This is a genomic window from Brevibacterium sp. NPDC056726 (genome assembly GCF_042790515.1).
GTDB classification, from domain to species: domain Bacteria; phylum Actinomycetota; class Actinomycetes; order Actinomycetales; family Brevibacteriaceae; genus Brevibacterium; species Brevibacterium sanguinis.
Window position 1 is genome coordinate 255,446 of sequence record NZ_JBHTYZ010000002.1, and the last position, 13,738, is coordinate 269,183.

General features: G+C 68.9%; 8 protein-coding genes. 6 read left to right on the forward strand and 2 right to left on the reverse strand.

Going from position 1 to position 13,738, the window contains the following annotated elements:
• The first annotated feature begins 139 nt into the window (after nt 1–139).
• Nucleotides 140–5,023: an NAD-glutamate dehydrogenase gene (locus tag ACFQ91_RS04605; protein ID WP_198498411.1), complete on the forward strand. Its 4,884-nt coding sequence runs from the start codon at nt 140–142 to the stop codon at nt 5,021–5,023.
• A 103-nt stretch (nt 5,024–5,126) separates the two neighbouring features.
• Nucleotides 5,127–6,641: a sensor histidine kinase gene (locus ACFQ91_RS04610; RefSeq protein ID WP_198498412.1), complete on the forward strand. Its 1,515-nt coding sequence runs from the start codon at nt 5,127–5,129 to the stop codon at nt 6,639–6,641.
• A 665-nt stretch (nt 6,642–7,306) separates the two neighbouring features.
• Here ACFQ91_RS04610 and ACFQ91_RS04615 read toward each other — a convergent pair.
• Nucleotides 7,307–7,555: a WhiB family transcriptional regulator gene (locus ACFQ91_RS04615; RefSeq protein WP_009374875.1), complete on the reverse strand. Its 249-nt coding sequence runs from the start codon at nt 7,553–7,555 to the stop codon at nt 7,307–7,309.
• 415 nt (nt 7,556–7,970) lie between these two features.
• Here ACFQ91_RS04615 and ACFQ91_RS04620 point away from each other — a divergent pair, with 415 nt between their 5' ends.
• The 4 genes from ACFQ91_RS04620 to ACFQ91_RS04635 all read left to right on the forward strand — a co-directional run bounded on the left by ACFQ91_RS04620 (nt 7,971) and on the right by ACFQ91_RS04635 (nt 11,809).
• Nucleotides 7,971–8,549, forward strand: a complete 579-nt coding sequence (locus tag ACFQ91_RS04620) for a gamma carbonic anhydrase family protein (protein ID WP_376872160.1) — start codon at nt 7,971–7,973, stop codon at nt 8,547–8,549.
• Nucleotides 8,550–8,630: 81 nt separating this feature from the next.
• Complete coding sequence (locus tag ACFQ91_RS04625; RefSeq protein ID WP_198498414.1) at nt 8,631–10,064, forward strand: NAD(P)H-quinone dehydrogenase; 1,434 nt, start codon at nt 8,631–8,633, stop codon at nt 10,062–10,064.
• A 120-nt stretch (nt 10,065–10,184) separates the two neighbouring features.
• Nucleotides 10,185–10,526 (forward strand): YciI family protein, encoded by a 342-nt coding sequence (locus ACFQ91_RS04630; protein ID WP_137824726.1) that lies wholly within the window; start codon nt 10,185–10,187, stop codon nt 10,524–10,526.
• A gap of 8 nt (nt 10,527–10,534) precedes the next feature.
• Complete coding sequence (locus ACFQ91_RS04635; protein WP_376904044.1) at nt 10,535–11,809, forward strand: RNA polymerase sigma factor; 1,275 nt, start codon at nt 10,535–10,537, stop codon at nt 11,807–11,809.
• A gap of 27 nt (nt 11,810–11,836) precedes the next feature.
• Here the strand turns inward: ACFQ91_RS04635 and ACFQ91_RS04640 are convergent, their stop codons facing one another.
• Entirely contained in the window at nt 11,837–13,645 is a 1,809-nt protein-coding gene (locus tag ACFQ91_RS04640; protein ID WP_376904046.1) for an acetyl/propionyl/methylcrotonyl-CoA carboxylase subunit alpha, read from the reverse strand.
• Between the last annotated feature and the right edge of the window lie 93 nt (nt 13,646–13,738).

Consider the following 13,738-nt stretch of genomic DNA (forward strand, 5'->3'; position numbering starts at 1 on the left):
TCAGTCTGCCAGCCCTTCGACGCCGTGCCGCGGCAGGCTGACCGGCGTGCCTTTCTCGCCGATTGAGCATAGTGTGGGGGATGGCGGTTCGGAGTCGAGCCGACAACATTATTTGTGCGCTGATCGTAGAGGTGTAAAGGTGTCTCAGGTCTCATATTCGGACATTGCTGGAGAGTGGAGGAAGCAGAAGGGGCAGGCCGCTCCGGAGAATTTCATCGAAGCGTACTATCCCCGATTCGAACCGGGCACCGCCGAGGCGGGCGCCGAAGGTCTCGCCGCAGCGGCGGCCACCCACTACGCTCTCGGCCTCGAGTATGACGGCACCGCTCCGGTTCTGCGCATCTACAACCCGTCGGTCGACTCCCCGGAGTACCTCGACAACCACACCGTCATCGCGATGGTCCTGCCCGACATGCCTCACCTCGTGTCCTCGATCGTCTCCGATCTCGCGACGAGCGGGCGGGCCATCCGCCTCGTCCACCATCCCATCCTCGCCGTCGAGGGGCACGGCTCCGACCTCACCGTCCTCTCTCCCGCCGAAGCGCCCGCCGTGTCCGCCGACACCGCGGGCATTCCTGTGGTCACCGAGGCCGCGGAGCCGACCGGTGACGCCCCCGACCAGCAGTCGTGGATCCGCATCGAGGTCGACCGGGTGCCGCCGGAGGACCACGAGGCGCTCGAGAAGCAGCTGCGCAGCGTCCTCGACTACGTCGCGGCCGCCGCGCGCGATGCCGACGCGATGTCGGCGAAGGCCAAGGAGATCGCCGGTGAGCTCCAGGCGCGTCCGCCCCGCCCCGAGCTCGCCTCCGAGGCGGAAGCCGCCGCCGAGCTGCTGACCTGGCTCGACGGTCATTTCACGTTCCTCGGCTACCGCGAGTACGACTACTCCCACGACGCCGAGTCGAGCAGTCTCGAACCGATCGAGCACACCTCGCTGGGCATCTCCGCGCTGCGCCCGCTCGCGAAGTCGCCGCTGTCGAACGCCGTGGCCGCGAAGGCGGCCGAACCCCACGTGCTCGTCCTCACGAAGGCGAACTCACGGTCCCGGGTCATCCGCGGCTCGTTCATGGACTACATCGGGGTGAAGACCTTCGACGAGAACGGCGAGATCGTCGGCGAGCGACGCTTCGTCGGCGTCTTCAAGCCCGAGTTCTACAACGACAGCGTGCTGAGCATCCCGGTGATCAACCGCAAGGTGCGCAAGATCCTCGCCTCGAGCGGATTCCCCGCCGGATCCCACTCGGCCAACGAGCTCCTCGGCATCCTCGAGACGTATCCGCGCGATGACCTCATGCACGATGACACCCAGTCGATCTTCGACGTCGTCATGCAGATCGTCGACATGCAGGAGCGCCGCCAGTCGCGGGTGTTCGTCCGCGAGGACCCCTACCAGCGCTACGTCTCCGTCATCCTCTACCTGCCCCGCGACCTCTACGACACCGCGGCCCGCCAGCGCGTCCAGGATGTGCTGCGCGAGTTCTACAACGCCGAGAGCGTCGACTTCGACGTCCTCCTCACCGAGTCCGCGCTGGCCCGCATCCACTTCGTCGCCCGGGTCGCCCGCGACGCGGAGCTGCCGGAGATCGATCCGGCGGTCGTCGAGAAGCGCATCGTCGCCGCCGTGCGCTCGTGGAACGAGGACGTCCACGCCTTCCTCGCCCCGACCGAGCGCGGCGACAGCGGACGCGCCATCGAACGCGCCGACCTGTGGTCGAAGGCGTTCCCTCCCGGGTACGGCGAGTACCACACGCCCGCCGACGCCGTCGCCGATGTCGAGCGCTTCGAAGCGCTGAGCACCGGTGAGGGATCGGCCGTGCGCCTCTACACCCCGGAGGACGCCGACGATGCGCCGACGCGGCTCGCCCTCTACCGCGACGGTCGGGTCGGCCTCTCCGAAGTGCTGCCGTACCTCACCGCGTTCGGTGCCACGGTGCTCGACGAGCGTCCCTACGAACTCGACCTCGCCGACGGCACGCACCGTTACATCTACGACTTCGGCGTCCGCTTCGACACCGACCTCGACGAGGCGGCGAGCGTGCGGATCGCCGACGCGTTCATCGCCGGCTGGGACGGCCGCAAGGAGGCAGGCGTCTTCGACCGCCTCGTCGTCTCCGGTCTCGACTGGCGGCAGGTGACGATCATCCGGGCGCTCGGGAAGTACCTGCGCCAGGCCGGGTTCACCTACTCCGACGCCTACGTCGGGGAGGTCTACAGCGACAACCCGGAGATCTCCCGCCTCCTCGTCGACTACTTCTTCGCGAAGTTCGACCCCGCGGCCGACGACGCCGGGCGCGAGGCCGCCACCGCGGCGATCGACGAGCGGATCGAGACCGCCCTCGGCGACGTCGCCAGCCTCGACGCCGACCGCGTGCTGCGCTCCTCGCTCGAACTGCTGCGCGCAACCCTGCGGACGAACTACTTCATCAACCCCGACGGCGAACTGCCGACGGCACTGGCCCTGAAGATCCGCCCCACCGAGCTCAGCTTCGTGCCCAAGCCCCGGCCGGCGCTCGAGATGTGGGTGTACTCCCCGCAGGTCGAGGGCGTCCACCTGCGCTTCGGCACCGTCGCCCGCGGCGGCCTGCGCTGGTCGGATCGCCGTGACGACTTCCGCACCGAGGTCCTCGGCCTCGTCAAGGCGCAGATGGTCAAGAACGCGCTCATCGTGCCCACCGGCGCCAAGGGCGGATTCTTCCCCAAGCAGCTGCCGCCGATGAGCGACAGGGATGCGTGGATGGCCGCCGGTCAGGCCGCCTACGAGGTCTTCATCGAAAGCCTCCTCGAGGTCGCCGACAACCTCGTCTACGCCGAGGACGGCAGCCAGAAGGTCGTCCATCCCGACCGCGTCGTCCGCCACGACGGCGACGACTACTACCTCGTCGTCGCCGCCGACAAGGGCACCGCGCGCTTCTCCGACGTCGCGAACGCGATCTCCGAGCGCCGCGGATTCTGGCTCGGTGACGCCTTCGCCTCCGGCGGCTCGGTCGGCTACGACCACAAGAAGATGGCGATCACCTCCCGCGGTGCGTGGAAGTCCGTCGAACGCCACTTCCGCGAGCTCGGCCTCAACACCGCCGAAGAGGACTTCACCGTCGTCGGCATCGGCGACATGAGCGGCGACGTCTTCGGCAACGGCATGCTCCGCAGCGAGCACATCCGCCTCGTCGCCGCCTTCGACCACCGCGACATCTTCCTCGACCCCAACCCGGATGCGGCGACGAGCTTCACCGAGCGGCAGCGCCTCTTCGACCTGCCGCGCTCGTCGTGGCAGGACTACGACCGGGACCTCATCTCGCAGGGCGGGGGCGTCTTCCCGCGGTCGGCGAAGTCGATCGATCTCAGCCCGGAGGCCGCTGCGGCCCTCGGCGTCGATCCCGGCCGGCGCAGTCCCGCCGAGCTGATGTCGGAGATCCTCGCCGCGCCCGTCGACCTCCTCTACAACGGCGGCATCGGCACGTACATCAAGTCCTCCGGGGAGAGCCACGCCGACGTCGGAGACAAGGCCAACGATGCGATCCGGATCGACGGCGACGACGTCAGGGCACGGGTCATCGGGGAGGGCGGCAACCTCGGCGTCACCCAGCTGGGACGCGTCGAAGCGGCACTGAGCGGGGTCGCGATCAACACCGACGCCGTCGACAACTCCGCCGGCGTCGACAGCTCCGACCACGAGGTCAACATCAAGCTCCTCCTGCGCACCCTGCTCCACAAGGGGGCGTTCGCGGCAGAGGATCGGGAGAAGGTGCTGCTCTCCTTCACCGACGACGTCGCCGACCGGGTGCTGGCGAACAACTACGCGCAGAACGTCGTCCTCGGCGAGGCGCGCTCGCAGACCGAGGCGATGTCGGGCACCTACGGCCGGATGCTCGCCTACCTCGAGAAGCACGCCGACCTCGACCGCCACGTCGAGTTCCTGCCGAACGCCGAGGAACTGGCCAAGCGCGAGTTCAGCTCGTACGTCTCCCCGGAGCTCGCGGTGCTCCTCGCGTACGCGAAGATGCACGCCGTCGACGAGATCCTCGACAGCGTCGTGCCCGATGAGCCGTGGATGAAGCGGGAGCTCGCCGGTTACTTCCCGGACGCCCTGCGCGAACAGTACGGCGACTACATCGCCGAGCACCCGCTGCACCGGGAGATCGCCACTGCGAAGCTCGTCAACCGGATGGTCGACCGCGGTGGGCTCACCTACGTCTACCGGATGCTCGAGGAGACCCCGGCCTCGGTGCCGCAGATCGCCCGCGTCTTCGTCGTCGTCTCCGAGATCTTCGGCCTCGATGACTTCTTCGACGCGGTCACCGCACTTGACAACAAGGTGCCCACGGAGGTCCAGGTCAAGCTCCAGCACGACTACGTGCGCCTGCTCGACCGGTCCTCGCGCTGGCTCGTCCAGCAGGCCCCGGACACCCTCGACGTCGATTCGGGCATCGAGCTCTACGGGAAGGTCGTCGCCGCTCTGCGCGAGCGCGTGCCCGCCCTCGTCGACGGCTTCGACGCCGAGGCGATGGCCGCCAAGGCGCAGGAGTACATCGACGACGGGGTCCCCGAGGAGCTCGCATGGCGGGCGGCGGCGCTGCTCGACGAGTTCGCCCTCCTCGACATCACCCAGCTCGCGGCGCGCACCAACGAATCCGCCGAGGACGTCGCCGAGGTCTACTACGCCGTCAACGACAAGTTCTCCGGGTCGCAGGTGCTCGCCCTCATCGGCGACCTCGACCGGTCCGATCGCTGGTCGGCACTGGCCCGCGGCTCCCTGCGCGATGACTTCTACTCCGCGATCCTCTCGGTCGCCGGTTCCGTCATCGCCGCCACGGATTCGCCGATCTCCGGGACTCCGGACGAGCGCGCCAAGCAGCGGCTGACCGAATGGCTCGAGCGCAACGAGACGGTCGCCGCGCGGGTGCTCGAGACGATCGAGACGGTCATCGCCCTCGACACCGTCACACAGGCTCCGCTGTCGGTGCTGCTGCGCATGATGCGCGGTGTCGTGCGGTCCTCGGCCTGGGAGTCCGAGCACAGCGCCTGATCCGCACCGCCTGGCCGAGCGACATCGGTGATAGCGTCGATCTCAGCGGGCTCGAAGACGACCTTCGGGCCCGCTGAAGACTCCCCACCCGGAAGAGGGACCCGTGCTCAACGAACAACTGGCAGCCGAAGGCATCACCGATGAGACGGATGCCGAATACCTTCACCTCCTCGTCGGGGACTGGCAGCTCATCGCCGATCTCTCGTTCGCCGACCTCGTCCTCTGGGTGCCGTCGGCGAGCGGGGCGTTCACGGTCGTCGCGCACGCGAGGCCGACGACGGGGGCGACGCTGTTCAATCGGGACCTCCTCGGCGCGCGGGCGACCGGGCTCGAACGCGAGCTCCTCGAGGCGGCGGTGGAGACCCGGACCATCGTCACCGAGGTGGCCCCGGCCAAGGACCTCGGCGTCAACGCGGGCACCGAGGAGACCGAGGTGAGCGCCGAGGCGGTGCCGCTCGTCCGCCGTGGTGAGACGCTCGCCGTCATGGTCAGGTACTCCGAGGAGATGCGCCGGCGCGGGACCTCGCGGCTCGAGAAGCACTACCGGGACGCGGCGAAGGCGCTGCTGACGATGATCGCCCAGGGCGCGTTCCCCGATCGGGAGGCGCCGAGCGGAGTGCGCCACGGCGAGCCGCGGGTCGGTGACGGCATCTTCGTCCTCGACCGTGACTCCCGGGTGCAGTACGCCTCCCCGAACGCCGTGTCGCTGATGAATCGCCTCGGTCACGGCGGGGAGATCGAAGGCTCCTATCTCTCCGAGGTGGTGTCGAGCCTGAGCACCGAGCTGCGGCAGGTCGATGAGACCCTGCCGCTCGTGCTCACCGGACGCGCGCCGTGGCGGACCGAACTCGAGGTGGGCCGCACGAGTGTCTCCCTGCGCGCGATTCCGCTCACCGACGACGGTGAGCGTACCGGGGCGATCGTGCTGGCCAGGGACGTCTCGGAGATCCGGCGGCGCAAGCGGGAGCTGCTCTCGCGCGACGCGATGATCAAGGAGATGCACCACCGGGTGAAGAACAATCTCCAGACGGTGTCCGCTCTGCTGCGCCTGCAGACGCGCCGCATCGACAATCCCGCGGCGAAGGCGGCGCTGTCGGAGGCGATGCGGCGGGTGTCGATCATCGCCGTCGTCCACGATGTGCTCAGTCAGGGGGTCGAGTCCGAGGTCGACTTCGACGAGGTCGTCGACAAGGGCCTGCGGCTGACTCCGGAGCTGACGAGTCCGCTCGTCCAGATCTCCCTGCAGCGCCAGGGCAGCTTCGGAACGATCTCGTCTGCCGACGCGACGTCCCTGGCGCTGGCGATCACCGAGCTCATCACGAACGCGATCGAGCACGGCTTCCCGCTCGAGGAGCAGGAGGGGCTGGCGCCGGGGGAGACGCTCACCGGTCATGTGTGGGTCGTGCCCGATCGCGACGGCGACCACCTCCACGTCACGATCGCCGACGACGGCGTGGGGCTGGGCGACCAGCAAAGCCCGGGCAACGGCCTGGGCACGCAGATCGTGCGCACCCTCGTCTCGGCGGATCTCGCCGGGTCGATCCAGTGGCGGGAGCGTGAGGGCGGGGGCACCGAGGCGATCCTCGACGTCCCGCTCCGCCCCGACTCCTACGACTGACGGTCCGCCTCGGTGCCCCGCGCCGGCGGCTGCTGGGTGCGCATCCCTACGCGGAGCGCCATACCCTACGCGTGCACGGGGTGGTTATCGGGCTCCGCGGAGGAGATGCGAAGCTGCGGGTTGTGCGTGCGACCCAGGGTTGCGAAAGCGGACCAGGGTTGTGTGTGCGGACCAGGGTTGTGTGTGCGGACCAGGGTTGTGTGTGCGGACCAGGGTGTGCGTGCGGCTGCCGGTTGTGTGTGCAGCTGCGGGGGTGAGATGCGCGCCGAGGTGGTGCGACTGAGTGTCTGCGCCCGACGGATTGCGCACCACTACGCGGAGCGCCATATCCTACGCGTGCACGGGGTGGTTATCGCGCTGCGCGGAGGAGATGCGAAGCTGCGGGTTGTGTGTGCGGACCAGGGTTGCGCGTGCGGACCAGAGTTGTGCGTGCGGCTGCCGGTTGTGCGTGCGGCCCAGGGTTGTGCGTGCGGCTGCGGGGGTGAGATGCGCGCCGAGGTGGTGCGACGGGTGCGGGCACGACAAAGTCCCCAGCTCGGATCGCGAAGATCGTGGTTCGAGCAGGGGACTCTGGCGAGGTTCGGACTGTGGAACTGCGCTGCGAGTGCGATGGAGCGAGAGCGCCGGCGGGACTGCGGTATCGGTGGTGCAGAACGCAGCCGAGGTCAGCCGGCGCGGCGGGCGCGGGCGGCGCGACGCTTGAGGGCGCGGCGCTCGTCTTCGCTGAGGCCGCCCCAGACACCGGCGTCCTGTCCGGATTCGAGTGCCCACTGGAGGCAGGTCTCCGCCACTTCGCAGCGACGGCACACAGTCTTGGCCTCTTCGATCTGAAGCAATGCCGGACCCGTGTTTCCGATGGGGAAGAACAGTTCGGGGTCCTCATTGAGGCATGCAGCGCGATGACGCCAATCCATGGTGGCCTTTCGACGGTGATAAGTGAAAGCGGTGTGCGCGCACGACAGCAGCGGCGCGCAACTCTCACAGTCAAGGTTCACATAACCGCAAAAGGCACACAAGAGTCTGGCAGTGTGAAGTTTCTGACAAATATTCTGTCCATTTTCCTGCTAAGGCGTGCTCGTTGCAAATCCGTCCAAAACGCGTCTCACTCTGCAGAAGCACGGTGTCGCCAGGATGAACGGAGAGGGGAGGGACCGTGAAGTCGCACGTCCCCGCAGGAGGACATCCCGCGGCAGGCGGAGAGCACCGCCACGAGGTGGGCGGAGACTATCACTGCGAGGAGAACTGCACGTGAGACGCCTGCCGCAGGAACCACCGCCGTGGGTAGACTGGCAGGCACCCGAACCAGCACCGAGAGCCGATGGAGGACTCATGACGGAATCGCAGGCACGCATCATCTCTGTCGGCGGGCACACCCCGCAGATCGATCCCGAGGCCTTCGTCGCCGCCGGTGCCACCCTCGTCGGGGACGTGCGCGTCGAACGCGGCGCCGGCATCTTCTACGGCTGTGTGCTCCGGGCGGAGAAGGCCCCGATCACCATCGGCGAGGACTCGAACGTCCAGGACAACACCGTCATGCACACCGATGAGGGCAAACCCGTCGTCGTCGGCCGGCGGGTCTCGATCGGCCACCAGGCCCTCGTCCACGGGGCCACCGTCGACGACGATGTGCTCATCGGCATGCATGCGACGGTCCTCAACGACGCGCACATCGGCTCCGAGTCGCTCATCGCCGCCGGCACGGTCGTCCTCGAAGGCACCGACATCCCGCCGCGCTCCCTCGTCGCAGGCGTCCCGGGCAAGGTGCGACGGGAGATGACCGACGACGGCGTCGAGAAGGTCAGAGCCAATGCGCAGGCCTATGTCTCCCTCTCCGCGCTCCACCGCGACACCGCCGAGGTGGTCGACCTCGCGGACACCGCCGAGGTGGTCGACCCCGCCGATTCCTGACCGGCGCCGCCCGCCTGACGACGCACTTTCCGCCCCGAGAGTTCATTCGCTCCCGGGGTGGCGATTTGAGAGGATTGAGCCGTGAACGAAGAATTTGAATCCGCAGCAGATCGTGTCGTCGTCATCGGCGGTGGACCGGGAGGCTACGAAGCCGCTCTCGCCGCCGCACAGCTGGGCGCCGACGTCATGCTCATCGAGCGCCACCGCACCGGCGGGGCCGCCGTCGTCACCGACGTCGTGCCCTCGAAGTCGCTCATCGCCACGGCGGAGATGATGGACGAGATCACGCGCTCGTCGAGTCTCGGCATCAGGATCACCGGCAAGGACGAGACGACCGAGGAGCACCCGGACCACGACCGGGTGACTGCGGACCTCAAAGCGGTCAACGACCGCATCCTCTCGCTCGCCACCGCCCAGTCCGACGACATCTACGACGGCCTCATCCGCGCCGGGGTGAAGATCATCAAGGGCAGCGCGAAGCTCGTCGACCGCGATCGGGTCGAGGTCGTCGAGGAGAGCGGCACCGAATACACCCTGCGGGCCTCGACGATCCTGCTCGCCGTCGGCGCCCACCCGCGCGAACTCGACACCGCCAAGCCCGACGGCGAGCGGATCCTGTCCTGGACCCAGCTCTACGAACTCGAGGAGCTGCCCGAGCACCTCATCGTCGTCGGGTCGGGTGTCACCGGTGCCGAGTTCGCCTCGGCGTACCGCGCCCTCGGCGCCAACGTCACCCTCGTGTCCTCCCGGGAGAAGGTCCTGCCCGGCCAGGACGAGGACGCCGCCGACGTCCTCGAGTTCGTCTTCCGCAACAAGGGCATGAATGTGCTCTCCCGCTCCCGCGCCCAGTCGGTCGAGCGGACCGACGACGGCGTCGAGGTCACCCTCGCCGACGGCCGCCGGGTCCAGGGCTCGCACTGCCTCATGGCCGTCGGGTCGATCCCCAACACCGCCGACCTCGGGCTCGACGCCGCCGGCGTCAAGGTCAACGACTCCGGGCACATCGTCGTCGACGGCGTCTCCCGGACCAACCGCCCCGGCATCTACGCCGCCGGTGACTGCACCGGCGTCCTGCCCCTCGCCTCGGTGGCGGCGATGCAGGGGCGCATCGCGATGTCCCACGCCCTCGGCGATGCCGTCCAACCCCTCAAGCTGCGCAACGTCGCCTCGAACGTCTTCACCGCCCCGGAGATCGCGACCGTCGGCTTCACTCAGCAGAACTACCGCGAGAACCCCACCGACATCGACACCGTCATGCTGCCGCTCGACACCAACCCGCGGGCGAAGATGCTCGGCATCGAGGACGGCTTCGTCAAGATCTTCGCGCGTCGCGGTTCGGGCTCCATCCTCGGCGGAGTCGTCGTCGGACCCCGCGCCAGCGAGCTCATCCTCCCCATCACGATGGCCGTGGAGAACCGCCTGACCGTCGATCAGCTCTCGGCGTCGTTCGTCGTCTACCCCTCGCTGAGCGGATCGCTCACCGAGGCGTCGCGGCGCCTCCACCGGCACCTCTAGAAATCTTTTCGCCTCCCGGTGTCGATATCCTGACCCCAGGGACGTCACAGTGGTGTCGGACGATCCCGTCCGGCGCCACCGGGTGCGCGAGGCGCATCCGCAAGCGAAGGGGAGTCAGAGATGAAATACGCACTGCTGCTCATGGGCAGGACCGCCGACGCCGACTGCGGTGAGGACGGCGGACCCGACCCGAGCGAGTTCATGCGCTTCGACGAGGAGATCAGCGCCGCCGGCATCGTCGTCGGCGGCTTCGCCCTCGAAGGCCCCGAGCACGGGGTGAGAGTGAGCGAAGCGGAGGGGCAGGCGCTGGTCACCTCGGGGCCGTTCGCCGAATCGAGCGAGTTCGTCGGCGGCAGCTACGTCATCGAGGTGCCGACGATCGACGATGCGATCGGCTGGGCGAAGCGCAGCCCCGGCGCGAGGTTCGGGCACATCGAGATCCGGCCGCTCGCCGACTACTGAGTCCGGCCATGGCCACCGAGTCCGCGGCAGCCGCCCGGGCCCTCACCGCGATCGGCGAGGAGGACCACGGGCGCCTGCTCGCGGCTCTGGCCCGGACCTTCCACGACCTCGATCTCGCCGAGGAGGCCCTCGCCGACGCGATCGTCCGCGCGGTCGAGACCTGGCCGGACAGGGGAGTCCCCGCCAGCCCCCAGGCGTGGCTGATGACGACGGCGAAGAACCGCGCGATCGACCTCATCCGCGCCGATGCCCGCAGAGCACGGCACCTCTCACGGCTGCGGATCGAGGATGAGCGGCGTCCCGGCGATCACGAGGACCACGCCGACCGCCTCGGCGCAGTCCTCGATTCCGCCCGCATCCCCGATGATCGGCTCGGTCTCTTCTTCGCCTGCGCGCATCCGACCCTGAAAGAGCCCGAGCGGATCGCCCTCATCCTCCGCTTCCTCGCCGGACTGAGCACCGCCGAGGTGGCTGCCGCCTTCCTCGTCGACACGACGACGATGCAGCAGCGGATCGTGCGGGCGAAGAAGCGGATCACGGTGACGGGGATTCCGTTCGGCACCCCCACCGCGGAGGTCCTCGGTGACCGACTGCCCGGGGTGCTGCGCGTCGTCTACCTCATCTTCACGCAGGGGTTCGCCGCGACAGCCGGACCGGTGCATGCGCGCACCGACCTCCAGGAGGAGGCGATCCGGTTGGCCCGCCTGCTCGTGCGGCTGCTGCCGGAGAAGACGGAGGCCCGCGGTCTGCTCGCCCTGCTTCTGCTCACCCGGGCCCGGGCAGAGGCGCGGGTCGATGAGCACGGGCGCCCGATCCCGCTCGAGCACCAGGACCGGCGACGCTGGGATTCGCGGCTCATCGCCGAGGGCCTCGGGCTGGCGCAGGCAGCGGCCGGTGAACAGGGCGCGGGGCCGTACACGGTGCAGGCGGCGATCGCGGCCGTCCATGCCGAAGCACCGACGTTCGCCGAGACCGACTGGCCGCAGATCCTCGTCCTCTACCGGCTGCTCGAGCGGTTCGAGCCGACCCCGGTCGTCGCCCTCAACATCGCGGTGGTGCGGGGGAAGGTCAGCGGTCCGGCGACGGGGCTTTCAGCTCTCGATGCGCTCGGCGGGCAGGCGCAGCTGCAGCGTCATCGTCCCTATCACATCGCCCGGGCGATCACGCTGCGTGAGCTGGGACGTGAGGACGACGCCGAGGCGGCGCTGCGCAGTGCACTGGCGTGTCCTGGCAATGACGCCGAGTCCGACTACCTCACTGCCCGGATCACCGACAACGGGTGATTCGGGCAGTGAGTGAGCGCAGTGGACTCAGGCGGCGAACCGGATGATCGGCTCTCCCGACTTCACGGCGGTGCCGGCGTCGACGAGGACCTCGGAGACCGTGCCCGAGTGGCCCGCCTTGAGCGGCTGCTCCATCTTCATCGCCTCGATGACGGCCAGCGTGTCCCCGGCCTCGACGGTGTCGCCGGCGGTCACGGCGACGGAGACGATCGTGCCCTGCATCGGGGCGTTGAGCGCGTTCGACTCGTCGGTCAGCTGCGCGCCCTTGCGGCGCAGGTTGCGCTTGCGGCGGGGCACGCTCGGGCTCGGGACGTGACCGAGGTCGGAGATGACGTCCTTGGGAACCGACACGGTCATCCGGCGGCCGTCGACCTCGACGACGACACTGAAGCTGTCAGCGGTGGTGCTCATGTGATCTCCTGTGGTCGGTGCGGCGAGCGGATTGACGAACGCGGTTTCGAGCCAGTTGGTCCACACCGCGAAGTCTCCGGCGAATGCCGGTTCCGAGGCGAGGATGCGGTGGAGGGGCAGCAGGGTGGAGACCCCGTCGATGCGGTACTCGCTCAGGGCGCGACGCGAGCGCGCCAGCGCCTGGTCGCGGTCGGCGCCGGTGATGATGAGCTTGGCGAGCATCGGGTCGAAGTCGGTGCCGACGACGCTGCCCTCGCCGATGCCGGAGTCGAGGCGCACCCCGGGCCCGGCCGGCGCCCGGTAGTTCTTCACGGTGCCGGTGGCGGGGAAGAACGTCGTGGGATCCTCGGCGTTGATGCGGAACTGGATCGCGTGTCCGCGCACAGCGGGGAACGTCTCGGGGAGGCGCTCACCGGAGGCGATGCGCAGCTGCCAGCCGACGAGATCGACGCCGGTGACCTCCTCGGTGACGGTGTGCTCGACCTGGATGCGCGCGTTGGCCTCCATGAAGATGATCGTCCCGTCGGTGCCGAGGAGGAACTCGCACGTGGCGGCGCCGACGTAGCCGACGTGGGCGAGCACGCGGATCGAGGCCTCGGTGACGATGCGCTCCTGCTCCGCGGTGAGGAACGGGGCGGGAGCCTCTTCGACGATCTTCTGGTTACGGCGCTGCAGCGTGCAGTCGCGGGTCGAGAGGACGCGGACGTTGCCAAAGGAGTCGGCGAGGCACTGCGTCTCGATGTGCCGGGGGTGGACGATCTGCTTCTCGATGAGGCATTCGCCGCGCCCGAACGCCGCCAGGGCCTCGCGGGTGGCCGCGGTGTACGCCGCTTCGAGGTCGTCGGCGGTCGGGCAGGCGCGGAAGCCGCGGCCGCCGCCGCCGTGGACGGCCTTGATGACGACGGGATAGCCGATGCGCTCGGCGACCGCGGCGGCCTCGGCGAGATCGGCGACGGCGCCGTCTGAGCCCGGTGCGACGGGAGCGGAGACCGCCTCGGCGACCTCACGGGCACCCGACTTGTCGCCGAGGAGCTCGATGGCGGCCGGGGGAGGGCCGACCCACGTCAGCCCGGCATCGATGACGGCCTGTGCGAACAGCGCGTTCTCGGCGAGGTAGCCGTAGCCGGGGTGGATGGCATCGGCCCCGGAGCGGGTGGCGAGGGCGAGGATCTTGTCGATGTCGAGGTAGGTCTCCCCGGCGCCGGTGCCCTCGAGCAGCCAGGCGTCGTCGGCGAGCGACACGAACTCGGCGTCCGCGTCGGCTCGGGTGTAGACGGCGACCGCTTTGATGCCCAGGTCGTGAGCCGCCCGGATGATGCGCAGGGCGATCTCACCGCGGTTGGCGATGAGGACGCGGCGCACGGGGGCCGTGGGGACGTGGGTGGACAGCGAATCGGTCGTCTCGTCGGGGAGAACTGTGGTCATGGCGCTCCTTTTGTATGATCTCAGATCAATTTAGGGATCGCCGCAAACCGTTTGTAGGCCAGCGATAAAAACCTCATGAGAAAACTTCAAAGG

Bases quoted from the DNA above. Each gene is read 5' to 3' on its own strand.
- ACFQ91_RS04615 (WP_009374875.1), bottom strand. From the start codon at position 7,555: ATGGATTGGCGTCATCGCGCTGCATGCCTCAATGAGGACCCCGAACTG.
- ACFQ91_RS04640 (WP_376904046.1), bottom strand. From the start codon at position 13,645: ATGACCACAGTTCTCCCCGACGAGACGACCGATTCGCTGTCCACCCAC.
- ACFQ91_RS04620 (WP_376872160.1), top strand. From the start codon at position 7,971: ATGACGGAATCGCAGGCACGCATCATCTCTGTCGGCGGGCACACCCCG.
- ACFQ91_RS04635 (WP_376904044.1), top strand. From the start codon at position 10,535: ATGGCCACCGAGTCCGCGGCAGCCGCCCGGGCCCTCACCGCGATCGGC.
- ACFQ91_RS04630 (WP_137824726.1), top strand. From the start codon at position 10,185: ATGAAATACGCACTGCTGCTCATGGGCAGGACCGCCGACGCCGACTGC.